At 72.7% G+C, this 23,604-nt stretch carries 17 protein-coding genes; 7 read left to right on the top strand and 10 right to left on the bottom strand.

What is annotated here, in order from left to right:
• Positions 1–267: 267 nt before the first annotated feature.
• The 3 genes from NLU66_RS00850 to NLU66_RS00860 are packed head-to-tail and all read right to left on the bottom strand — an operon-like array spanning position 268 to position 3,412.
• Entirely contained in the window at positions 268–1,200 is a 933-nt protein-coding gene (locus tag NLU66_RS00850) for a carbohydrate ABC transporter permease (protein WP_259361072.1), read from the bottom strand.
• Positions 1,197–2,081 carry a carbohydrate ABC transporter permease gene (locus NLU66_RS00855; RefSeq protein WP_259361073.1) on the bottom strand — a complete coding sequence of 295 codons (885 nt, stop codon included), beginning with the start codon at positions 2,079–2,081 and terminating at the stop codon, positions 1,197–1,199. The genes NLU66_RS00850 and NLU66_RS00855 overlap by 4 nt, the downstream gene beginning before the upstream one ends.
• Positions 2,078–3,412, bottom strand: coding sequence for an ABC transporter substrate-binding protein (locus tag NLU66_RS00860; RefSeq protein WP_259361074.1), 1,335 nt, complete (start codon positions 3,410–3,412; stop codon positions 2,078–2,080). Before NLU66_RS00860 ends, NLU66_RS00855 begins: the two co-directional genes overlap by 4 nt.
• A 200-nt stretch (positions 3,413–3,612) precedes the next feature.
• On the opposite strand from NLU66_RS00860, the gene NLU66_RS00865 reads away from it, so the two are divergent.
• Entirely contained in the window at positions 3,613–5,217 is a 1,605-nt protein-coding gene (locus NLU66_RS00865) for a S10 family peptidase (RefSeq protein WP_259361075.1), read from the top strand.
• A gap of 65 nt (positions 5,218–5,282) precedes the next feature.
• Here the strand turns inward: NLU66_RS00865 and NLU66_RS00870 are convergent, their stop codons facing one another.
• Positions 5,283–6,542, bottom strand: coding sequence for a hypothetical protein (locus NLU66_RS00870; protein WP_259361076.1), 1,260 nt, complete (start codon positions 6,540–6,542; stop codon positions 5,283–5,285).
• A gap of 286 nt (positions 6,543–6,828) precedes the next feature.
• Between NLU66_RS00870 and NLU66_RS00875 the strand changes: the two genes are divergently transcribed.
• On the top strand, positions 6,829–8,709 hold the full coding sequence (locus NLU66_RS00875; protein ID WP_259361077.1) for a glycoside hydrolase family 15 protein: 1,881 nt from the start codon (positions 6,829–6,831) through the stop codon (positions 8,707–8,709).
• 164 nt (positions 8,710–8,873) lie between these two features.
• On the opposite strand, the gene NLU66_RS00880 is transcribed toward NLU66_RS00875, so the two are convergent.
• The 3 genes from NLU66_RS00880 to NLU66_RS17720 form a co-directional block, all read right to left on the bottom strand.
• Positions 8,874–10,001: a LacI family DNA-binding transcriptional regulator gene (locus tag NLU66_RS00880; RefSeq protein ID WP_259361078.1), complete on the bottom strand. Its 1,128-nt coding sequence runs from the start codon at positions 9,999–10,001 to the stop codon at positions 8,874–8,876.
• 81 nt (positions 10,002–10,082) lie between these two features.
• Positions 10,083–11,042 (bottom strand): carbohydrate ABC transporter permease, encoded by a 960-nt coding sequence (locus tag NLU66_RS00885; RefSeq protein WP_259361079.1) that lies wholly within the window; start codon positions 11,040–11,042, stop codon positions 10,083–10,085.
• Between the two features lie 8 nt (positions 11,043–11,050).
• Positions 11,051–13,315 (bottom strand): extracellular solute-binding protein, encoded by a 2,265-nt coding sequence (locus tag NLU66_RS17720; protein WP_416232170.1) that lies wholly within the window; start codon positions 13,313–13,315, stop codon positions 11,051–11,053.
• 135 nt (positions 13,316–13,450) lie between these two features.
• On the opposite strand from NLU66_RS17720, the gene NLU66_RS00900 reads away from it, so the two are divergent.
• Both NLU66_RS00900 and NLU66_RS00905 read left to right on the top strand, forming a co-directional pair.
• Positions 13,451–15,526, top strand: a complete 2,076-nt coding sequence (locus NLU66_RS00900) for a beta-galactosidase (RefSeq protein WP_259361080.1) — start codon at positions 13,451–13,453, stop codon at positions 15,524–15,526.
• A 47-nt stretch (positions 15,527–15,573) separates the two neighbouring features.
• Entirely contained in the window at positions 15,574–17,250 is a 1,677-nt protein-coding gene (locus NLU66_RS00905; protein ID WP_259361081.1) for a glycoside hydrolase family 53 protein, read from the top strand.
• Positions 17,251–17,502: 252 nt separating this feature from the next.
• Here NLU66_RS00905 and NLU66_RS00910 read toward each other — a convergent pair whose 3' ends face one another.
• A complete protein-coding gene (locus tag NLU66_RS00910; RefSeq protein ID WP_323374434.1) occupies positions 17,503–17,775 on the bottom strand; it encodes a YbdD/YjiX family protein in 273 nt (90 codons plus the stop codon).
• Positions 17,775–19,982 carry a carbon starvation CstA family protein gene (locus NLU66_RS00915; protein WP_259362516.1) on the bottom strand — a complete coding sequence of 736 codons (2,208 nt, stop codon included), beginning with the start codon at positions 19,980–19,982 and terminating at the stop codon, positions 17,775–17,777. The genes NLU66_RS00910 and NLU66_RS00915 overlap by 1 nt, the downstream gene beginning before the upstream one ends.
• A gap of 373 nt (positions 19,983–20,355) precedes the next feature.
• On the opposite strand from NLU66_RS00915, the gene NLU66_RS00920 reads away from it, so the two are divergent.
• Both NLU66_RS00920 and NLU66_RS00925 read left to right on the top strand, forming a co-directional pair.
• The gene (locus tag NLU66_RS00920; RefSeq protein WP_259361082.1) at positions 20,356–22,053 is read left to right on the top strand and encodes a sodium:solute symporter family protein; all 1,698 of its coding nucleotides are present in this window, start codon (positions 20,356–20,358) and stop codon (positions 22,051–22,053) included.
• A 23-nt stretch (positions 22,054–22,076) separates the two neighbouring features.
• Positions 22,077–22,430 carry a hypothetical protein gene (locus NLU66_RS00925; protein ID WP_259361083.1) on the top strand — a complete coding sequence of 118 codons (354 nt, stop codon included), beginning with the start codon at positions 22,077–22,079 and terminating at the stop codon, positions 22,428–22,430.
• A 91-nt stretch (positions 22,431–22,521) separates the two neighbouring features.
• On the opposite strand, the gene NLU66_RS00930 is transcribed toward NLU66_RS00925, so the two are convergent.
• Positions 22,522–22,872 (bottom strand): MerR family transcriptional regulator, encoded by a 351-nt coding sequence (locus NLU66_RS00930; protein ID WP_259361084.1) that lies wholly within the window; start codon positions 22,870–22,872, stop codon positions 22,522–22,524.
• A 114-nt stretch (positions 22,873–22,986) separates the two neighbouring features.
• Between NLU66_RS00930 and NLU66_RS00935 the strand changes: the two genes are divergently transcribed.
• On the top strand, positions 22,987–23,601 hold the full coding sequence (locus NLU66_RS00935; RefSeq protein ID WP_259361085.1) for a DUF998 domain-containing protein: 615 nt from the start codon (positions 22,987–22,989) through the stop codon (positions 23,599–23,601).
• Positions 23,602–23,604 lie beyond the last annotated feature (3 nt).

Consider the following 23,604-nt stretch of genomic DNA (forward strand, 5'->3'; position numbering starts at 1 on the left):
GTGCGCCGGGGCGGTGGATACGCGACGCCGCCGCGACCTCCCGGAGCGCCCGGTGCTCCCGCAGGCACCGCGGCTCCGTTGCCCCCGCGGCCTCCCGCTGCCTCCCGCCGCCTCCCGCTGCCTCCAACAGAATTGGCACCTGAGGGAGCATGATCCGTGGATCATGCTCCCTCAGGCGCCAATTCGTGTGCGTCGAGGCGGCGCCGCCCAGCGCGCGGGCCGACGGGCGGCGCCGCCTCGCAGCGCTGCCCGTCGGCTCCGGGGGCGTCAGCCCTTGACGGAGCCCTCCGTGAGGCCGCCGCGCCAGAAGCGCTGCAGCACCAGGATGAGGATCGCCAGCGGGATCACCGAGAGCAGCGCGCCGCCCACGGTGAGCTGGTAGAACTCGGGCAGGCGGTCCGTCTGCGCGCGCCAGTTGTCCAGGCCCAGGGTGATCGGGTACAGCTTCTCGTCCGCGAGCATGACCAGCGGCAGGAAGTAGTTGTTCCAGATGCCCACGAACTGGAAGAGCAGCACGGTGACGATCGCCGGCACCAGCTGCGGCAGGGCGATCCGGTGGAACAGCGCGATCTCGCCCACGCCGTCGATCCGCCCGGCCTCGAGCACCTCGTCCGGCACCGCCGCGTTGGCGTAGATGGAGGAGAGGAACAGGCCGAAGGGGCTCACGAGCGAGGGGATGAGCACCGACCAGTAGGAGTTGGTCAGGCCCACGGAGCTGAACAGGAAGAACAGCGGCAGCGCGGTCGCCGTGCCGGGCACGAGCACACCGCCCAGCACCATCGCGTAGACGAGCTTCTTGCCCCGGAAGTCGTACTTCGCGAGGGCGTAGCCGGCGGCGATCGCGAAGTAGGTCGCGAGCGCGGAGCCGAGGCCGGAGTAGATCAGCGAGTTCAGCGCCCAGCGGGGGAAGATCCCGCCGTTGGCGGTGAGCACGTTGCCGAGGTTCTCGAACAGCTGGAAGCCGCCGCCGAACCAGAAGCCGTTCGTCCCGAAGAGGGCGTCGGTGGACTTCGTGGCGTTGACGATCACCCAGTACACGGGCACCAGGAAGTAGATCGCGACGATCGCGAGGATCGCCGTGACGATGATCGTGACGGCCGGGCTGCGGCCCGCGGAGCGACTGCCGGAGCGGCCGTCCTCGGCGGGGGTGCGGCGCTTGGCCGGCTTCTGCGCGGGACGGGGGCTGGTCGTGGTGCTCATCGGCGCTTCTCCATCCACTGCGAGATCCCCAGGGCGACGGCCGAGAGGACGAAGGCGGAGACGGCGATGATCACGGCCTGCGCGGCCGCCATGCCGATCTCGTTGTACTGGAACGCGTAGGCGTAGGCCGACATGTTCGGCGTGTACTCGGAGGTGATGCCCGCGCTCATGGTCTGCAGCAGGCGGGGCTCCGCGAACAGCTGCAAAGTGCCGATGATCGAGAAGATGATCGTCAGCATGAGGGCCGGGCGGATCAGCGGCAGCTGGATGTCCTTGACCACCCGGAAGGTGCCGGCGCCGTCGATGCGGGCCGCCTCGTAGAGCTCACCGGGGATCGCCTTCAGCTGCGCGATGATGATGAGCATGTTGTAGCCCGTGTAGGTCCAGGTCACGATGTTCGCGATCGACCACAGCACCACGCCCGGGGCGAGGAAGTCGACGTCGATCCCGATGATCCCGAGGGTGTCCACGATGGGGCTGAGGCCCGGGATGTAGAGGAAGGACCACAGGATCGTCGCGATGACGCCCGGGATGCCGTAGGGCAGGAAGTAGGTCGAGCGGAAGAAGCCCGGCCACTTCGCGCTCGCGCTCTCGAGCAGCAGCGCGAGCACGGTCGCGGCGACGATCATGACGGTCACCTGCACCACGCCGAACAGGATCATGCGCCCGATCGAGGCGATGAAGTTCGCGTTGGACAGCGCCGCGGCGTAGTTCTCGAAGCCGGCGAAGACGCTCTTGACGCCGTCCTCGCCCAGCAGCCCGCTGCGCTCCACGGTGGTGAAGCTGTAGCCGACGGCCATGATGATCGGCACCACGACGGTGCCGATGAAGAGCACCAGGAACGGTGCCATGAGGATCCAGGGTGCGGTCTTCGACCTCATCGTGCCTCCTCCGCGTTCAGGCCCATGCCCTGCATGATCTCCACGATCTCCTTCTGCGCGGCGGGGAGCATGTCCACGAGCGGCACCTCGCCGCTGACCGCGTTCGTCATGCCGTCGCCGATGATCGCCATGGCGCGCTGCATGAGCGGCGCCCAGGTCCATTCGAGGTTCTGGCCCTCGGCCATGGGGACGATGACGTCCTCGTTGTAGTTCTGGCCGGAGAAGAACTCGGAGGGCTCCTGGCGGATCTTGCCGATGTAGTCCTTCGCGGGGGACCAGCCGATGCCGGAGTACTTGATCATCGCGTCGATCCCGGCGGGGTCGGTGCACATCCAGGTGAGGAACTCGAGCGCCTCGACGGGGTGCTTCGCGGTGGAGAGCACCGCGGCGGAGGAGCCGCCGTGCGCGCCGGAGGCGTAGCCGTCCTCCCAGGTGGGCATCGGGGCGACGGCCCACTTGCCGGAGCCGCCGGGGACGGTCTCGATGAGGGCGTCGGACCACGAGCCGGAGATCGAGGCGAGCACCTTGTCGTCGCCGGCCGCCGCGTACCAGGGGGTGGTCATGGCGCCGTAGCCGGTGCCGACGAGCTTGTCCTTGAGGATGCCGTCCCAGAACTCGGCGACGCGCATGGAGGCGTCGTCGACCATGTTCACGATCCAGCCGTCACCCTCGGGCCTGTACCAGACGGCGCCGGACTGCATGGCCCAGGCGACGGGGTGGGAGCCGTCGGAGGGGTCGAGCGTGATGAGCGTCTTCCCGGCCTCCTGGACGGCGCCCGCGGTCTCGCGGAACTCGTCCCAGGTGGAGGGCGCCTTCAGGCCCAGCTCGCCCTCGAGGACCTCGCGGTTGTAGAAGGTCGCGACGGGGCCGGTGTCCTGCGGGACGCCCCAGACGTTGTCGCCGACCTTGGCCTGGCTGATCGCGCCGGGGTCGAAGGCGGAGAGCTTGTCGTCGAAGCCGTACCGGGAGAGGTTCACGAGGGCGCCGGCGAGCGCGAACTCGGGCACCGAGCGCAGCTCGACCTGGGCGATGTCGGGACCGCCGCCCGCGGAGACCGCGGAGAGGATCTTGGCGTAGCCGCCGGAGTTGCCGCCGGGGATCCAGGTCGTCTCGACGCGGATGCGGTCCTGGCTCGCGTTGTAGACGTCCGCGACCTTCTGGAGGTCCTTCAGCCAGGCCCAGTAGGTGATGGTGACGGGGCCGTCGCTCGCGGGGATGGTGGATTCGGCGTTGACGTCGCCGGGGTTGGGCGGCGCGCAGGCGGCCAGGGCGGCCGTCAGGGCCGCTCCTGTTCCCACCAGCGCGGAGCGCCGGGTCAGACGGGGCTTCATCGCTCTCCTTCTCATTCCTCGTCCTCGAGGTCGCGGCAACCCTACCCACGAATCCGTGTGCATGCACTATTTGCCCGGCCGGGCCCGAGTCACGGTTCGGGAACGTTCACCACGCGGGGCCCGTCGCAGCGCGGCCCCGCCGCACCCGGGACGCGGGCCGTCGTAGGCTCGAGCCGCACCCACCCGCGCGAAGGAGCCCCGTGAACGTCGAGCCCGCCACCCCCTCCCCCGCCGAGGACGCCTCCCCCGCCGCTCCCTCCCGCGACGCCGCCGCGCCCGGCACAGCCGATTCGGCCTCCGCGGGCCCGTCGACGGGTCCGTCGGCCGCGACGTCGGGCACCGACCGCAGCACCCCGGCCGACCGCCTCGTCACGACCGAGCACAGCATCGACCTCCCGGGCGGCCCCCTCCGCTATCGCGCCGTGACCGGCACCGTCGTGCTGCGCGAGGAGCCCGAGGGCGGCGAGTACGGCCGCGCGAGCGCCTACGCCGAGATGTTCTCGGTCAGCTACCTCGCCCGGCCGGCCGACGGGGCCGACGGGGCCGACGGCACCGTTGCCGACGCCGCCCGGCCCGTCGTCTTCGCCTTCAACGGCGGCCCGGGCGCCTCGACCGTGTGGCTGCACCTGGGCGTGCTGGGCCCGCGCCGGGTGGTCGCCGGGGACGCCGGCTCCCCCGTCGGCCCGCCGTGGGGCCTGGTCGACAATCCCGAGACGCTGCTGCGCGACGCGGACCTCGTCATGGTCGACGCGATGACGACGGGCTACTCCCGCCCCGTCCCCGGCGCGAAGCACGACCGCCACCACGGGCTCACCGCGGACCGCGACCTCATCGCCTCCTTCGTCGTGGACTGGCTGACCCGGCACGACCGCTGGAGCTCGCCGGTGCACCTGGCCGGCGAGTCCTACGGGACCACACGCGCCGCCGCGGTCGCCGCCCGGCTGTTCGAGCGGTACTGGGTCGCGGTCGCCGGCATCGCGCTGATCTCCCCGGTGCTGGACTTCGGAACCCTCGAGTTCACGGCGGGGAACGACCGGCCCTTCGTGCACTACCTGCCCACCTACGCCGCGATCGCGCACGCGCACGGCAAGCACGAGGGCCGCCTGCTGCAGGACGTGGTCGACGAGGCGGAGGCCTTCGCGGAGCAGGAGTACCCCGCGCTGCTCGCGGCGGGCCTGCGCCTGGGCCCGGAGCAGGTCGCCGAGGCCGCCGCCCGGATCGGCGCGCTGATCGGCGTGGACCCGGACTGGGTGGAGCAGGCGGACCTGCGCGTCGAGCACATGGCCTTCCTCGCCGAGCTGCTGCGGGACCAGGGCCTGGTCACGGGACGGATCGACGGTCGCTTCACCGCCCCCGCCGGGGACCGCAACGCCGCGCAGATGGAGACGGACCCGTCGATCGACCAGCTCGCCCCGGCCTACACGGGCGCGCTGAACCAGTACCTCGCGACCGAGCTCGGCTACCGCGACGACGTGGTCTACGAGATCATGGCCGGCCGCGTGCACCCGTGGAGCTACCAGGACTTCGAGGGCCGCTCCGTCGAGGTCGCGACGGACCTCTCCCGACTGCTGCGCCGCAGCCCGCACACCCGGGTGCTCGTCTCCCACGGCTACCACGACGCCGCGACACCGTTCCATGCGAGCGAGCACGTGCTCGCGCATCTGCAGGTCCCGCGCGAGGTCGCCGAGCAGCGGATCCGCGTCGAGTACTACGAGGCCGGGCACATGATGTACTGCCACGAGCCGAGCCGCCTCGCGCTCTCGGAGCACCTCGCGGACCTCGTCCGCGGGCCCGTCGGCGCCTGATCCGAACAGCCCGACGGGCCGACGGGGTCGACGGGGTCGACGGCTGATCCTGCCACCTCGCCGGGTCAGTCCGCGGCGGTCCCGGAGCTGCTGCCGGACCCGGTCGCCGACCCATCCTGGGTGCTGCCGCTGCTCGAGCTGCCCGAGGAGCCGGATCCGCTCGAGGAGCTCGAGCCGCTGCTGCCCGCGCCGGAGCCGCTGTCGGTCGAGCTCGACGAGCCGGAGTCCCCGGTGCTCGAGCCGCTGTCCGTGCTCGAGCCGTCGGCGCTCGAGGAGTCGGAGCTCGAGTCGCCCGTGCCGGAGCCGTCCGTGCTCGTGGAGCCGGAGCTCGAGTCGTCCGTGCCGGTGGCGTCGGTGCTCGAGGAGCCCGAGCTCGAGCCGTCGGTCGAGGAACCCGAGCCCGGGTCGTCCGTGCTCGTGCCGTCCGTGGTGGACGAGTCCGTGCTCGTGGAGTCCTCATCGGTCCCGTCGGTGCTCGTGCCGTCGGTGCTCGTGCCGTCGTCCCCGGTGCCGCTCGAGTCGTCCGTGCTGCCGGAGTCGTCGCTGCTCGTGCGGGACTGCACGGCGTCGCTGCCGGTCACGGAGCGCTGGATCTCGCCGGTCCCCGGGGAGAGCTCGACGCCGATCGCCCGCTGCACGCCGAAGACGGCGGCGAGACCGATCAGCCCCATGGCGAGGGTGGTCGCGGCGATCGTCGTCCAGCGCCGGCGCGGCGACCGGGTCGCGTTCCGGGCATCGTCCTCGACAGGGCGACCGTCGGCGTCGAGGACGGCGAGCCCGTCCTCGGCGCTGCGCGAGGAGCGCTCCCTCTCGGACGCGTCGGTCGTGCCGGTCGGTGCCGCCCCGGCGGCGGAGTCGGCCTCGGTCCCGCCCGTCGGCCCGGCAGCGCCCTTCTGCCGTCGCCCCCGCCGGGTCGTCACCCGCTGGACGGTCTTCAGCGCGGCCGCGCTGCGCTTGACGGAGTCCGTGTAGATCGCGACGGCCCCGGCGGAGATCACCGACGTGAGCGCCGCGCCGATGACGGTGCCGGCCACCCCGAGGTGGCCACCCACCACGGAGGCCGTGGCCGCGGCGGCGCCGCCCGCGAGCAGGCTCGTGGGCGAGAGGCTGCGCAGCGCGGAGTCGCGCTCCTTGCGGTCGCCGCCGTCGGGTGCGGGCGTCCCGCCCGCCCCGTGCCCGGGAGGCGGGCCGCTCGGCCTCCCGCCGGTGGTGTGGGCGGTCCCGGCCCGTGCCGTATCCCCGTGCCCGACGACCACCATGGCGGGCGGCCGGGCGGACTCGGAACTCGCGGCGGGCGACGTCTGGTGATGCACGGAGGGGGACATGCCACCACCGTGGATCGCTTCCGTCAGCGTTCCCCAGAGCCTTCCTCAGAGAACCCTGACAGCCCTGCGATCACCACCTTGACCTGCATCGATGCAGCCGATGAGCATCGTCACAGGCGGAACGTCCACATGGTCGGCGCCGGCTCCGCACGATCGCTCCACCACGCGCGCACGGCACCTCCGCGGCGCCTCCGCATCCGCGACCCCGGGGCGCCACGACCGTCCCCGCGGCGTCGCACGACGGCGTCGTGAGCCCTCCCCCGGTCCGAGGTGATAGACCCTCCTCATGAGCCCCACCGCATCCGGCGCCCGCATCGAGGACCACGCCCTGCTCTCCGACCAGCGCGGCGCCGCGCTCGTCACCCGGGAGGGCGACGTCGACTGGCTGTGCCTGCCGCGCTTCGACGACGAGGCGCTGTTCGCCTCGCTCCTGGGCCGGCCCGAGCACGGCCGCTGGTCGCTGCGGATCGCGGGCGGCGAGGTGCTCTCCCGCCGCTACCTCCCCGGCACGATGATCCTCGAGACGACCTGGCGCGGGCCCGCGGGCACCGCGACCGTCACCGAGCTCATGCCCCTGCGCGGCACCGACAGCCACGGCGGCGGGGCGGGCGGCGTCGCCACGGATCCCGACGACTGCGCGCAGCTGATCCGCTCCGTCGTCTGCACCTCCGGCGAGGTCGAGGTGCTCAGCGAGCTGCGGATCCGCTTCGAGTACGGGCGCGCGACGCCCTGGATGCGTCGCGGCCGCGACGCCGAGGGGCAGGAGGTGCTCCTCGCGGTCGCCGGCGGCGACGGGGTCTGCCTGCACGGACCGGCGCTGCGGGCCGACGGGCGCCTCCACCGCGGCGAGCACGTGCTGCGCGAGGGCGGCCGTGCGGACTGGGTGCTCACCCGGTTCCCCTCCTGGGAGGCCCCGCCCACCGCCCCGGACGTCCCCGCGATCACCGCCCGCACGAGCGCCCAGTGGTCCGGCTGGCTCGGGAAGGTGCAGGTCGCGAAGGAGTACGCGGGCCCGGTGGAGCGGGCGCTGCTCGTGCTGCGCGCCCTCACCCATCGCGGCACCGGCGGGATCATCGCCGCCGCGACGACGAGCCTTCCGGAGGACTTCGGCGGGGTGCGCAACTGGGACTACCGCTACTGCTGGCTGCGGGACGCCGCCCTCTCCCTCGAGGTGCTGCTCGCCCACGGCCACGTCGATGCGGCCGTCTCCTGGCGGGAGTGGCTGCTGCGGGCGGTCGCCGGGGACCCCGAGGACCTGCAGATCATGTACACGGTCAGCGGCGACCGGGACCTCGTGGAGCGGGAGCTGCCGCACCTGCCCGGCTTCGCGGGATCGGCTCCGGTGCGGATCGGCAACGGCGCCGCCGCCCAGTACCAGGCGGACGTCGTGGGCGAGGTGATGATCGCGCTCGCCGCGATGCGCGACGCCGGGGTCGAGGAGTCCGCCTGGTCCTGGCCGCTGCAGCGGGCCCTGGTGCGCTTCACGGTCGCCCATGTGGACACCCCGGACCAGGGGATCTGGGAGATGCGCGGCGAGCCGGCCTTCTTCACGCACGGCCGCGCGATGGTCTGGGCGACCTTCGACCGTGCGATCACCGCCGTGGAGCGGGACGGCTGCCCGGCGGATCCCGCGGAGCTCGAGACCTGGCGGTCGCTGCGGGAGCGCCTCCGCGCGGAGATCCTCGAGCGCGGCGTGGGACCGGACGGTGCCTTCACCCAGTCCTACGGCAGCACCGAGGTGGACGCCTCCGCCCTGCAGATCCCGCGCACGGGCCTCGTCGCGGCCGACGATCCCCGCATGCTCGCGACCGTGGCCCGTCTCGAGGCCGAGCTGATGACGGGGCCGACGGCGGGCCCGGCAGGCGGCGCGGCGGCGGAGCGCGGCCTCCTGCTGCGCTACCGCACCCGCGGCCAGGACGGCCTGCCCGGGGACGAGCACCCCTTCCTCGTGTGCAGCTTCTGGCTCGTCGAGCAGTACGCCGCGACGGGCCGCACGAAGGATGCGGAGCGACTCCTGGAGACCCTGCTGGCCTGCGGGAACGACCTGGACCTCTTCGCCGAGGAGTACGACGTCACCGCGGGTCGCATGGCCGGGAACTTCCCCCAGGCGTTCAGCCACCTGGGCCTGGTGCGCGCGGTCGACGCCCTCGCCGCCGCCCGCGCCTGACCGCGCCGCCCCCGGCTTCCCCATCGACCACCGGACCTCTTCGTACGGGTCGTCCCCTCAGGGCGGGGACCCGTACGAAGAGGTCCCGTGCGCCCAGACGCGCGGCCGTGCACCGGCCCAGGGGCGCGCCCGTCAGGGACGGGCCGGGCCCAGGGAGGCGCCCCTCAGGGCCGGGCCGGCGAGGTCGAGTCGCGGACCACGAGCTGCACCGGGACCACGACGTTCGCGCGCACCCCACCGTCGATCTGCTTGCCGAGGGCGTCCACCAGCTCCACGGCGATCCGTCGGAAGTCCTGACGCACGGTGGTGAGCGGCGGGTCCTCCGCCACGGCACCGGCGGAGTCGTCGAAGCCGCCCACGAGCACGTCGCCGGGCACAGCACGGCCCGCCGCGCGCAGGGCGGCGATCGCCCCGCGCGCCATGCGGTCGTTCGCGGCGAAGATCGCCTCGACGTCGGGGTGCTCGGCGAGGATCTCGGCGGCGCAGTCCTCTCCGCTGCGCTCCGAGTAGTCCCCGTGGCGGACGGTGACGATCCGCGCCGCGGCCCCCTCCGCGACGGACCCGTCGGCCCCCTCGGACCCATCGGCCGTGCCCGTCCCGTCGGCCCCACCGGGCCCGCCGGCCCCGCCGGCGTCCCGGACCGCGTCGGCGAACGCCTCGGGGCGCAGGCTGCCGCCGGGCGTGTGCGCAGGGCCGGCGATCACGGCGAGACGGCGCGCCCCGCGCTCCAGGAGGTGCCGGGCCATCATTCGGGCGCCCTCGCGGTCGTCCGCGGCGACGAAGGCGACGCGGTCCTCGAGGCCCGCCGGGCTGCCCACGTTGACCAGCGGGATGCCGGCCGCCTGGATCCGCTCGAAGAGATGGTGCTGCGGCTGCGCGGAGGCCGTCACGGCACCGTCGACACCACTCGTGAGCAGGAAGTTCTCCGCTCGCTTGGCACTGTCCTCGTCGCCCGCGAGGAGCAGCACCATCGACTGGTCGCGGGCCGCGAGGGCCTGGCCCACCTCGATCACGAGGGACTCGAAGGTGGGGTCCTCGAAGAAGCTCGCGGGCGGCTCGTCGATCACGAAAGCGACGGTGCCGCTGCGGCCGGTGCGGAGCCGGCGCGCGGTCGAGTTCGCGACGTAGCCCGTCTCGCGGATCGCCCGGGCGATGGCCTTGGCGGAGTCCGGGGACACCCAGTGCCCGCCGTTGAGGTGCCGGGAGACGGTGCCCGTGGAGACGCCGGCGCGACGGGCGACCTCGGTGATCGTCGGGCGCTTGCCCGAACCGCTGGGTCGTGGGGTGGCCACGTGGCTCCTTCCTCGGGGCGGGTGCCGCGGGGAGGGCGGCGTCCGCTCGCCAGTATCGCCCAGCGGCGCGCCGCCCGCGGATCAGCCCTTGACGGCGCCGCCGGTGAGATCGGACTGCCAGTAGCGCTGCAGCAGGAGGAACAGGGCGATCAGCGGCAGGATCGAGACGAGCGCCCCGGTGACCACCGTCGTGTACATCGCCGGCTGGGAGGCGCCCTGGTTCATGAGCGTGGACAGGCCCACCGTGATCGGGAACAGGCTGTCGTCGCCGAGCATGATGTACGGGAGCATGTAGTTGTTCCACACGCCGACGAACTGGAACAGGAACACGGTGACCAGGCCCGGCATCATCATCGGCACGGCGAACCGGGCGAAGATGCGCAGCTCCCCGGCGCCGTCCGTCCGGGCCGCCTCGATCATCTCCCGCGGGATCGACGCCCCCGCGTAGATGCGGGCGAGGTAGATGCCGTAGGGGTTGAGGATGCTGGGCAGCAGCACCGCCCAGTACGTGTTGGCGAGGCCCACCTCCGCGAACAGCAGGTACTGCGGGACCGCGAGGATCACGGCCGGGAGCAGCACGCCGGCGAGGATGACGTTGAAGAAGAGCTTCTTGCCGCGGAAGTCGAACAGGGCGAGGCCGTAGCCGGCGGCGGCGGAGACCACGGTCGAGACGAGCGCGCCGCCCACCGCGTACAGGACGGTGTTCCCGGCCCAGCGCAGGAAGAGGCCGTCGCGATAGGCGAGGAGGTCGCGGAGGTTCTCGACGAGGTGGGTCGAGGGGGCGAGCGTGAAAGTGGAGAACAGCTCGTCGGGGCTCTTGGACGCGGCGACGAGCACCCACACGACGGGCAGCAGGCAGTACAGGGCGCCCAGCAGGAGGACCCCGGTCGCGAGGAGCGAGGGGCGCTCGGCGCCGACGCCGCCCGAGGGGGCGGTGCGGGCGGGGGCGCGCCGCCCGCCGCGGGACGGTGATCCGCCCCCGGCGGTGGACGGGGTCGTGGCGGCCGACGGGCCGGTCGAGGTGATGGCTGAGGTGCTCATGGGAGTGCTCACCGCTCTTCCTGGGCGAAGGCCTGCCCGCGCACGAGGCGGAGGAAGCCGAAGGAGATGACGAAGGTCGCGAGGGCCACGAGCACGGATCCCGCGGAGGCGGAGTAGATGTCGTTCTCGGTGAAGGCGTCCCGGTAGATCCGCATGAGCGGGGACCAGGTGGTGGAGATCGAGCTCGTCAGGGGGCGCAGCAGCATCGGCTCGGCGAACACCTGGAGCGTCGCGATGATCGAGAACACGCAGGTCATGATCAGCGAGGGCAGGATCATCGGCACCTTGACCCGCAGCGCGATCTGCAGCTCGGTGCAGCCGTCGAGCGTCGCCGCCTCGTAGAGCTCGCCGGGCACGGAGCGCAGCGAGGTGTAGAGGACGACCATGTTGAAGCCGGTGCCGCCCCAGATCCCGATGTTCGCGATCGCGAGCAGCACGAGCTGCGGGGAGAGCACGTCCGGCAGGCTGCCGCCGAGGGCGTCGGCGACGAAGTGGAACGGGCTGGTGCCGGGCAGGTAGAGGAAGCCCCACAGCAGCGAGGAGATCACCGCGGGGACGGCGTAGGGCAGGAAGATCGCGATCCGGGCGATGCGCCGCAGCCGGGCCCGCCTCGAGTCCAGCAGCAGGGCGAAGAGCAGGGCGAGGCCCAGCATGACCGGCACGAGCACGAGGCCGTACAGGAGCACGCGGCCGGCGCTGCCGAGGAACTCGGGATCGGCGAGCACCTGCGCGTAGTTGCGCAGCCCTGCCCATTCCTGGTGGCGCCCGCCCTCGCCGAGGCCGAGGCCGACGACCTGCTCGCGGCGCACGCTGACGTAGAGGGCGTAGAGGATCGGGATGGCGAGGAAGGCGAGGAAGCACACCGCGGCGGGGGCGACGAAGACGTAGCCGAACCGGTCCGTGCGTCGGCGCAGGGTGGAGGCGTTCGTGGAGCTCATGCGAGGTCGTACCCCTGGTGCTCGAGGTCGGCGACGGTGCCCGCCTGGATGGTGGCGATCGCGTCGACGAAGGCGGCGGCGGTCCCCTGCTGGGTCGCGGCTCCGAAGGCGTCGTTGAAGATCGAGTAGGCGACGTTGACGTTCGGGCCGAAGGTGAGGGGGGCGGACCCCTTCGGCGTTCGCGGTGGAGAGCTCGTAGAAGTCGGGCTGCTCGGCGAAGAACTCGGGCGGCGCGGCGAGGGCGTCCGCCGCGCCGACCTGGTCGGCGGGGAACACGCCGCTCCTCTCGACGAGCGCGCGGACCCCGTCGGCCGAGGTGTTCATCCATTCGGCGAAGCGCACGGCCTCCGCGCGGTGCGGGGAGTCCACCGTGACGGCCGTGGTGGAGCCGCCCCAGTTCCCGGTGGCCGTCTGCCCCGCCTCCCACTGCGGGAGGGTCGACATGCGCCAGGCGCCCGCGGTCGATCCGGCGTTGCCGGCGAGCACGCCGGGCGCCCAGGCCGCGGAGACCCATCCGACCTGCGTCCCGTTGTTCAGGGCCGCGTTCCACTGCGGGGTGTACATGGGCTCGCGGGCGATGACGCCCTCCTCCACGAGGCCGCCCCAGAACTCGGCGACGCGGCGGGTGAGCTCGGAGTCGACGGTCACCTTCCAGCGGTCGTCCTCGATCTCCCACCAGGAGGCGCCCGCCTGCTGGGCGAGTCCCATGAACAGCCCAGGGTCGGTCGAGGAGAAGGTGCCCAGCGACAGGGACGGATCCGCGTCGTGGATCGCGCGCGCGGTCTCGGCGTACTCGTCCCAGGTGGTGGGGACGGCGAGTCCGAGCTCGTCGAGGACGTCCGCCCGGTAGTAGAACTGCAGGGGGCCGGTGTCCTGGGGGATCGCGTAGACGCTGTCGCCCTGGAGCCGGACGGAGGACCAGATCCCCTCGGCGAAGTGGCCGGCCGTGCCCGGCGCGAGGTCGCGGGAGAGGTCCGCGACGGCGTTCGCGGAGACGAGCGAGGTGATGGCCTGGTACTCGGCCTGCACGAGGTCGGGGGCGCCGTTGCCGGCGCGCACGGCGGTGAGCAGCTTGGTGACCGCGGCGTCGCCCGCGTCCTGCCGGCTCACGACGACCTGCAGGTCGGGGTTCTCGGCGTTCCACACCGCGACGACGTCCTCGATGCCGGGCGCCCAGGTCCAGAAGGTGAGCTCGGTGGCGGAGCCCGAGGATGCGGATCCGCACCCGGCGAGCCCGGCGGCGCCGACGGCGGTCCCGGCGAGCGCGGCGCCCGCGGTCAGCAGGGAGCGGCGTGACGTGCCGCGGCCGGGCCGGTGTGGTGGGGCACTGGTCATCGTCGCCTCCTCGCGATGGGCGCACCGCTCGGGATCGAGCGGCGCTGGCGGGAAGCGTAGGACTGTGATCGTTTACAGTCAAGCGGCAGGCGTGGAGGTTGCTTAATGACCCGCCGCGTGCCACAGTCCTGCACCATGTACCGTGATCGTTTCCAGTCCGACGGCCCCACGACCCCCGTGACGCCCGTCGGAACGCCGAGCGCCGCCGGCGCCCTTCGCGACCCCGCCCGCCCCTCCTGGCCGCTGGACCTGGACGGTCTCGCCTACGGAGGCGACTACAACCCCGAGCAGTGGCCCCGGGAGACCTGGGCGGAGGACGCCCGCCTCATGCGCGAGGCCGGCGTGAACCTCGTGAGCGTCGGGATCTTCTCCTGGGCGACCCTCGAGCCCCGCCGCGGCGAGTTCCACTGGGAGTGGCTCGACGAGGTGTTCGCGCTGCTGCACGCGCAGGGCATCCGCATCGACCTCGGGACCCCCACCGCGGCCCCGCCCGCGTGGTTCTTCCGCGACCACCCGGAGGCGCGGGTGATCGACCGCGAGGGCCGGGCCCTCGGGCCGGGGTCCCGCGGCATGGCCTGCCCCTCCTCCCCCGCCTACCGCGCCGCGGCCACCGGGATCACCCGTGCGCTGGCCGAGCGGTACGGCGACCATCCGGCGCTCGCCCTCTGGCACGTCCACAACGAGTACGGCGCTCCCGTCGGCGAGAGCTTCTCGGACGCCGCGCAGGAGGCCTTCCGCGACTGGGCGCTCGCCCGCCACGGCTCCCTCGACGCCGTGAACGCCGCCTGGGGCACGGCCTTCTGGGGCCAGGTGCTCGGCACCCGCGAGGACCTCCACGCCCCGCTGCCCACGCCCTCGATGCAGAACCCCTCGCTCGAGCTCGACTGGCGCCGCTTCAGCTCCGAGCAGATCCTCGACTGCTTCCGCGCCGAGCGGGACGTGCTCCGGGAGGTCACCCCGCACGTGCCCGTGACCACGAACTTCATGGCGCACACCTGCCCCAGCATCGACCTGTGGAAGTGGGCCGACGAGGTCGACGTCGTCGCCAACGACCACTACCTCGTCGCGGCCGACGAGCGGAACTTCGTCGAGCTCGCCCTCGACGCCGACCTCACCCGGTCGCTGTCCCGCGGGCGCCCCTGGATGCTCATGGAGCACTCCACCTCCGGGGTGAACTGGCAGGGCCGCAACGTCGCGAAGTCCCCCGGTGAGATGGCCCGCAACTCGCTGTCCCACGTGGGCCGCGGTGCGGACGCGGTGATGTTCTTCCAGTGGCGCGCCTCCCGCAAGGGCGCCGAGAAGTTCCACTCGGCGATGCTCCCGCACGCCGGGACCGGCAGCCGGGTCTGGCGCGAGGTCACCGAGCTCGGCGCGACCCTCGACGCGCTCGCCGATCTGCGCGGGTCGCGAGTCGAGGCCGATGTCGCGATCCTCTGGGACTGGGAGTCGCACTGGGCGCAGGACCTCCCCTGGCGCCCCTCCGACGCCCTCCGCCACCGGGCGCAGATCCAGACCTGGTACGAGCGGCTGTGGCGCGACCACCTGGCGGTCGACTTCGCCCACCCCGAGGACGACCTCAGCCGGTACCGCCTCGTGCTCGCTCCCGCCTCCTACCTGCTCACCGACGCCGCGGCGGCGAACATCGACCGCTACGTCCGCGAGGGCGGCCGCCTCGTGGTGGGCCCGTTCTCCGGCGTGGTCGACGCGGAGGACGGCGTGCGCGCCGGCGGTCTCAACGCCGCGCTCGCCCCCGTGCTGGGGGTCGCCGTGCACGAGTTCTGCCCGCTGCGCGAGGGCGACGAGGCACGGATCGTCCTCGACGGGAGCCCGCTGCGCGCCCGGATCTGGTGCGAGGACCTGCAGCTGGAGGGGGCGGAGCCCGTCGGCACCTACGTCGACGGCCCCGTGCCCGGCGGCGTCGCCGCGACGCACCACGCCCATGGCGAGGGGCACGCCTGGTACGTGGCCTCGGACGTCGACGTCGAGGACCTCGCGGCCGTGCTGCGCGAGCCCTACGCCGCCGCCGGCCTCACCGTGCGGGATCTCCCCGAGGACGTCGAGCTGCTCGAGCGCATCCACGAGGACGGCGCCCGCCACCTCATCGCGATCAACCACACCGCGCAGCCGGCGAGCATCCCCGTCGGCGACGGGGACCGGCTCGAGGTCCCTGCCGGCGGCGTCGCCACGGCACGGCTCGCCGCGGGCGCCTGACAGCCCTGTACCGCTCCACCGCAGAACCGCACCGAGGGAGAACGATGATGTCCACCCCGCACCCCGCCCACCGCACCCCGACCGGCTCCCCCGGCTCCTCGATCTCGCGCCGGGACCTGTCCCGGCTCGCCGTCGGCGGCGCCGCGGCGATCGGCGCCACGGCCGCTGTCGACGGCACGGCCCTCGCCGCTCCCCCGTCCGTGCGTCCCGGCCCCGGGGGCGGATCCGGCCTCGTGAACGCAGGGTTCGCGGAGGGGCTCACCGGCTGGAGCGTCTCCGGCGCGCCGTCGGCCGCCTCCGTCGGCGCGGGCGGCCCGACGGGCGACCGTCGGGCCGACGTGCTCCGCCTCGAGCCTGCCGACGGCGCCGAGGTCACCGCCCGCCAGCGGGTGCAGCCGGGCCGCGGCGGGGACACGGTGCTGCGCGCCCGGGTCCGCGCCGGCGGGGAGGGCGGCGCTGCCGCTCTCGAGCTGCGCACGCGCGGCCGGGTGCATCGCACCTCCGTGCCGGTGACCGGGGACGACGGCCTCTGGCTGGACCTCGCCGTGGGCGCTCCCGAGACGCGCGGCACCCTCGAGGTGTCCCTCACCGTCACGGGCCGCGGCGGGGCATGGGCGGAGTTCGACGACCTCGGGCTCGGGGCCGGCGTCGTCGAGCGCTCCGTGCGCGGCGTGGACCTCTCCGGCGTGCCGAAGAACGAGGCCCACGGCGCGGAGTACGCGACGGCGGACGGCTCCGCCGCGGTGGACCCGGTCGAGGTGCTCGGTGCGCACGGCGCGAACCTGGGCCGGCTGCGGGTCTGGGTCGATCCGGCGGACGGCTACTGCACCCCCGAGCACACGCTCGCGATGGCGCGCCGGATCCGCGCGGCGGGGATGGACGTGCTCGTGGACCTCCACTACTCCGACGAGTGGACGGACCCGGGAGCCCAGCACGTGCCCGCGGCCTGGGCGGGGCTCGATGCGGACGGTCTCGTCACCGCCGTCGCCGAGCACACGCGCCGCACCCTGACCCTGCTGCGCGAGGCCGGGGTCGACGTCGCGATGGTGCAGGTCGGCAACGAGATCAACCCCGGGATGCTGTGGCCGCTCGGCCAGACCTGGGACGTCGACGAGTCCGACGGCGTCGCGGGCGCCCAGTGGGAGAACCTCGCCCGCTTCCTCACGGCCGGCTCCGGCGCCGTCACCGAGGTGTACCCCGACGCCGCCGTGATGCTGCACCTGACCAACATCCACGACGGCATCGACGGCCTGACCTGGTGGCTCGACGAGGCCCAGGGCCGCGGCGTGCCCTTCGACCTCATCGGCCTCTCCTACTACCCCTACTGGCACGGCACGCTCGCCGACCTGCAGGAGGCGGTGGCCGTGCTCGGCGCGCGGTACGACCGGGACGTGATCGTCGTCGAGACCGCCTACCCGTTCACCCTCGAGGACGACCCGCGCGTGCCCTACCCGAACATCGTCACCGAGGAGACCCCGCTGCCGGAGGGCTATCCGGCGACCCCGTCGGGGCAGGCGGCGTTCTTCCGTGCGGTGCAGGACGTGACCGTCTCCGCCGCGGGCGGCCACGGCCGGGGCGCCGTCTACTGGGAGCCCGCCTGGACCGCGGTCGAGGGCGCCGGCTGGGACCTGCACGACCCCGCCTCGGGCAACGCCTGGGAGAACCAGGCCATGTTCGACCACGAGGGGCGCGTGCTCCCCGAGGTGCTCGCCGAGCTCCGCTGACCGCCCCGGGCCCCGGCTTCCCCGCCGCCGCACCGGCCACGGGACGTCTTCGTACGGGTCGGCCCCTCAGGGCGGGGACCCGTACGAAGACGTCCCGTACGCCGAGAGCCCCGGCCGCTTCAGAGGCCACGGGACGTCCTCGCGCAGATGTGCCCCTCAGGGCGGGGACCTGCGCGATGACGTCCCGTGCCTTCAGCGGCCCCGCCGCGCCCCGCCGCCCACCGGCTGCGGCCCGGCCTCACGCCGCGCCGCTCAGCAGCAGCGGGCACCGGGGTTCGCGTCCTGCTCGGCGTACTTCGCGCGCCAGAACGCGCGCTCGGTGAGCGGCGGGTGGTTGCAGCCGGTGATGCGGTGGTGGTGGAGGTAGCGGTCGTAGGCGTCGGAGCCGAGGACCCCGCGCGCGACCCGTCGGACCGCCCGCAGCGCCGCGACCAGCGCGGCACCCCGGGACGGGGCGGCATCCGTCGGCCCGGGTGCACCCGGCACGGTCGTCCCGGCTCCCGCCTCGCCCCCGGCCCCGCTCATCAGTGACCTCCCCCGGCGAGGTCCTTCTCCGGGTGCTCGGCGAGGTACGCCTTCCACTGCCCGCCGAGCTCCTTCTCCGCGGGCGTCGGCACCATGCCGGAGGGGGCGAAGTACTCGGACTCCACGTACGGTGCCTCCGTGTCCAGCAGGTTCACGCCGCGCAGGGCCTGGAGGGTGCGCCACAGGGACACGAGCAGCACGATGATCGTGCACACCACGAACAGGATCGAGAGGGAGCCCTGCACGGCGGTGTTGAAGACGACGGCCTGCATGTCGTCGACCGTCTTGGCGAGGCCCAGCTCGGTCTTCCCGGCGGCGAGGGCGTCGCGGTAGGCCACGTGGTTGGCCCAGTAGCCGACCTTCGGATCGGTCGAGAAGATCTTCTGGAACGAGCCGGTGATCGTGACGATCGCGGTGAACAGCAGGGGCACGGCGATCACGAGCAGGGAGCGGCGCCGGCCCTTGCGGGCGAAGACGACGAGGCAGATCGACAGGGCGATCGCGGCGAGCAGCTGGTTGGCGATGCCGAACAGCGGGAACAGCGTGTTGATGCCGCCCAGCGGGTCGAGCACGCCCATCATCAGGATCGATCCCCAGCCGGCGACCATGATCGCCGTGGTGAGCCAGGCGCCGAGCCGCCACGAGTGGTCGCGGAAGCGCTGGTTGATGCCGCCCAGGGCGTCGGAGAGCATGAAGCGGGCGACGCGGGTGCCGGCGTCGACGCTGGTGAGGATGAACAGCGCCTCGAACATGATCGCGAAGTGGTACCAGAACGCCATCATGCCGGGGCCGCCGATGAGGCGGTGCATGATCCCGGCGAGGCCCACGGCGAGGGTGGGGGCGCCGCCGGTGCGGGAGACGATCGACTCCTCCCCCACCTGCTTCGCGGTCTCCTCGAGGGTCGCGGGGTCGAGGTTCACGCCCATGAGGCCCAGGGAGTTGACGAACTGGGCGGCGCCCTCGACGGTGCCGCCGGTCGCGGCGGCGGAGGAGTTCATGGCGAAGTAGATGCCGCGGTCGATGGAGACGGCGGCGACGAGCGCCATGATCGCGACGAAGGACTCCATGAGCATGCCGCCGTACCCGATCATCCGGGTCTGCGACTCCTTCTCGACGAGCTTCGGGGTGGTGCCGGAGGCGATCATCGCGTGGAAGCCGGAGAGGGCGCCGCAGGCGATGGTGACGAAGAGGAAGGGGAACAGGGCGCCGGTGAAGACGGGGCCGTCGGTGCGGGAGGCGAACTCGGAGATCGCGGGGGTGTCGATCTGCGGGCGCACCAGGACGATCGCCGCGGCGAGCATGACGATCGTGCCGATCTTCATGAAGGTGGAGAGGTAGTCGCGGGGCGCGAGCAGCACCCACACGGGCAGCACGGCGGCGATGAAGCCGTAGACGATGATCAGCACCGCGAGCAGCGGGCGGTCCAGGTGGAAGATCGCCTGGCCCCAGTCGCTCTCGGCGACCCAGCGGCCCGAGACGATCGCGGCGAGCAGCAGCACGACGCCGATCATGGAGACCTCGAAGACCTTGCCGGGCCGCAGGTAGCGCAGGTAGATGCCCATGAACACGGCGATCGGGATGGTGAGGCCCACGGAGTAGACGCCCCAGGCGCTCTCGCCGAGGGAGTTCACGACGACCATCGCGAGGATCGCGACGATGATCAGCATGATCGTGAGGGTCGCGATGAACGCGGCGATGCCGCCGACGATGCCGAGCTCGTCCCGGGCCATCTGGCCCAGCGAGCGGCCGTGGCGGCGCATGGAGATGACGAGGACGAGGAAGTCCTGGACGGCGCCGGCGAGGATGACGCCGACGATGATCCAGATGGTGCCGGGGAGGTAGCCCATCTGGGCGGCGAGCACGGGTCCCACGAGGGGACCGGCGCCGGCGATCGCCGCGAAGTGGTGGCCGAAGAGGATCCGACGGTCGGTGGGGACGTAGTCCTTGCCGTCGTACGAGGTCTCGGCGGGGGTGGCGCGGGTGTCGTCGGGCCGGACGAGCTTGTCCTGGATGAACTTCGCGTAGAAGCGGTAGGCCACGAGGTAGGTGGCGACGGCGGCGAAGACGAACCAGATGGCGTTGACGGCCTCGCCGCGGGCGAGGGCGAGCATGAGCCAGCCGAGCGCGCCGACGAGGGAGATGCCGACCCACAGGGCGATCTTCGGCGGGGTCCAGCGGCGCTCCTCGCGGCGCGCGGCGGGGTCCACGGCGGCGGGCGGCGGGGTGGCGGTGGCCGTGGCGCCCGGGGAGGGCGCGGCGTCCGGCGGCGGGCCGGCGTGAGAGGAGGGGCCGGGGGAAGCGGGGGACAAGGGGGACCTCCTGGGGTCGTCGTCGACCGGCCGCCGGGGATCGCGGCCGTCGACAGGCTAACCCGCGCGACGTCGACCGACGCCGGCCGACGTCGCGCTACCATCCCGACCCCGTCCGTGTCCCCCGTTCTCCGCATGTGACTCTCCCCTGTGAGCGAACTCGGTGGTAGCGTGGCCGCCCGGCGGCACCCCGCCATCGCCCCGCGGCCGGCGCAACAGCGCGTCACGAGCCCAGGGCGCTCCCCCATTCCTTCCCTCGAAAGCAGTCCCCATGGTCGACGTCCGCCTGGACGCGCAGTGGATCGATTACGCGATCATCGCGCTCTACTTCGTCTTCGTCCTCGGTGTGGGGTGGTTCGCCAAGCGCGGCGTCTCCAACTCCATCGAGTTCTTCCTCTCCGGCCGTTCGCTGCCCGCCTGGGTCACCGGCCTCGCCTTCATCTCCGCGAACCTCGGCGCGGTGGAGATCATGGGCATGTCCGCGACGGGCGCCCAGTACGGCCTGCCCACCATGCATTACTTCTGGGTGGGCGCGATCCCGGCGATGCTGTTCCTGGGCGTCGTGATGATGCCCTTCTACTACGGCTCGAAGGTGCGCTCGGTCCCCGAGTTCATGCGCATGCGCTTCGGCACCGGCGCCCACCTCGTGAACTCGATCAGCTTCGCCGTGGCCCAGCTGCTCATCGCGGGTGTGAACCTCTCGCTGCTCGCGACGATCGTGAACCGCCTGCTGGGCTGGCCGATGTGGGTGGGGCTGATCCTCGCCGCCGCGTTCGTGCTCTTCTACATCACCGTCGGCGGGCTCTCCGCCGCGATCTACAACGAGGTGCTGCAGTTCTTCGTGATCGTCGCGGCGCTGCTGCCGCTGACGCTGATCGGCCTGCACCGCGTGGGCGGCTGGAAGGGCCTGACGGAGAAGGTCGCCGGCAACGGCATGCTCGGCTCCTCTGAGCTGCACACGTGGCCCGGTGAGCAGCTCTCCGGCTTCGACAGCCCGATCCTCTCGGTGGTCGGCATCGTGTTCGGTCTGGGCTTCGTGCTCTCCTTCGGCTACTGGACGACGAACTTCGTCGAGGTCCAGCGCGCGATGGCCAGCAAGTCGATCACCGCCGCGCGGATGACGCCGATCCTCGGCGCGTTCCCCAAGATGTTCATCCCCTTCATCGTCATCATCCCGGGCATGATCGCCGGCGTGCTGGTCACGGACCTCGCCCAGTTCAAGCAGATGGACTTCGCGAAGGACGCCGCGGGCGCCGCCGCCACGGGCGTCACCTACAACGACGCACTGCTGCTGCTGATGCGGGACGTGCTCCCCAACGGTCTGCTGGGCGTCGCGATCGCGGGCCTGCTCGCCGCGTTCATGGCCGGCATGGCCGCGAACATCTCGGCGTTCAACACGGTGGTCAGCTACGACCTCTACCAGCAGTACGTGAAGAAGGACGCGCCGGACGGCCACTACATCAAGATCGGTCGCCTCGCGACGCTCGTGGCCTGCATCGTCGCGATCTTCACGGCGCTCATCGCCGGGCAGTTCTCGAACCTCATGGACTACCTGCAGACCCTCTTCGGGTTCTTCAACGCGCCGCTGTTCGCGACGTTCATCCTCGGCATGTTCTGGAAGCGGATGACGCCGACGGCCGGTTGGGCGGGCCTCGTGGCGGGCACGCTCTCCGCGATCGTGCTGTGGGCGAGCTCGACCTTCTTCGAGGTGTTCACGCTGCCCGGCCAGGGCCTCGCGTTCCTCTCCGCGGCGACCGCCTTCGTGGTGGACATCGTGGTCTCGGTGATCGTCACCCAGTTCACGACGCCGAAGCCGGCGCACGAGCTCAAGGGCCTCGTCTACTCCGAGACCCCGCGCGCCGATCTCGTGGACCCGGACGAGAAGGCGCTGCCGTTCTTCCGCCGTCCGGTGCCGATGGCCGGGATCGCCCTGGTCCTCGTCATCATCCTCAACGTCGTCTTCGCGTGACCGCGGACCAAGGAGAACCTGACATGAACTCGCACAAGGACACGAGCCCTGCGGCCGACGCCGCCGCGGCCGACGGCTCGACGGCCGACGTCCCCGGCGACGCGACGGTCCAGACCGCCGGCGCCTTCGACATCCGCAACTTCATCGGCCTCCTCGTCGGCATCTTCGGCGTGGTGCTGGTGCTCATGGGGCTGTTCGCCTTCGATCCGGCGGAGTCCGCGAAGACCGACGGCATGAACGCGAACCTGTGGGCCGGGATCGGCATGGCCGTCGTCGGCGCCGCCTTCCTGCTGTGGGCGAAGCTCGAGCCGATCCGGATCGTGGTCCGGGAGAACGAGCCGGGCGCCGAGGACAAGAAGGACATCGCCGCCCTCTGACCCTCGCCCCTCCGCGACACCCGTCCCCCCGCCGCGCGGCCCCGCTCCCCTCACCGGGAGCGGGGCCGCGCGCCGCTGTGCTCCGGCGCGCTCAGGCGCGCTCGCGGAGCACGCCGAGCACGTGCGCGATCCCCTCACGGCTGCGGGTGAGGGCGGCGATGCGCTGGTCGAGCAGGTCCTGCTGCTCGGTGAGGATCGCGATCCTCTCGGCGTCGGCCATCGTGGCCCAGTGCTGCATGCGGTGGCGCATGTCGTCCAGGGAGAAGCCGGCGGCGCGGCCGGCGAGGATCAGCTCGATCCGCTGCCGCGCCTCGGGCGTGTAGTCGCGGTAGCCGTTGGGGCTGCGCCGCACCTGGCCGTCGCTGAACATGTCCCGCTCCTCGTAGTAGCGGATGGCCGAGGGCGCGAGGCCCGTCAGCCGGGCGAGCTCGCCGATGCGCATGGTCGGTCCTCCGGGTTCCGCTTGACCTTCAAGCCGCTTGAGACTCTAGCGTTCCCGGCATCAGCGCTCGGGGACGTCACCCGGGCATCCCGCTCCTCGCCCGGAGGTCCTCCCGTGCCCGCCGCCCTCGCCCTCGTCGCCGCGCTCCTGCTCGCCCTGCGCCTCATCCTGTTCCTCGCCCTGCACGTGCGGCCCGGCGGCATCGATCCCGTGCGGCACACGGTGAGCGACTACGCCGCCTCCACGGTCCCGGCGACCCGTCGCCTCGCCGCGGTCGCGTCGTGGTCCGCGGCGGGCGGCTGGCTGCTGCTCGGCGCCACCGTCCTCACGCTCCCCGGCGGCGGGCACACGGGCCTCGGCACATGGCTGCTGGTGCTCGGCGCGGTGCTCGCGCTCATGCCGGCGGTGCCGACGGACGGCCCGGGCGAGCCCACCACCGCCCGCGGCCGGCTGCACCTGCTGCTCGCGATCGCCTGGTTCACGATCGCGTACTCGACGATGGGTCCCTCCGCCCGCCTCCTCGCCGAGGTCACCGGGTCCCCCGCCCCCGCCGTCCTCCACGTGCTCGCGGTGCTGCACACGGTGGGCGCGGTGGCGCTCCTGTGCCTCGTGGTGTCCCTCGTCGTGACGCCCCTGCGCACCCGCAGCTTCGGGCTGAGCGAGCGGATGTTCATCCTCGCCGTGACCCTCGCCCCGCTGATCGTCGCGACAGGGCTGGCCCTCGCCTGATCC

The organism is Brachybacterium sp. NBEC-018 (assembly GCF_024860185.1).
GTDB lineage: Bacteria > Actinomycetota > Actinomycetes > Actinomycetales > Dermabacteraceae > Brachybacterium > Brachybacterium rhamnosum.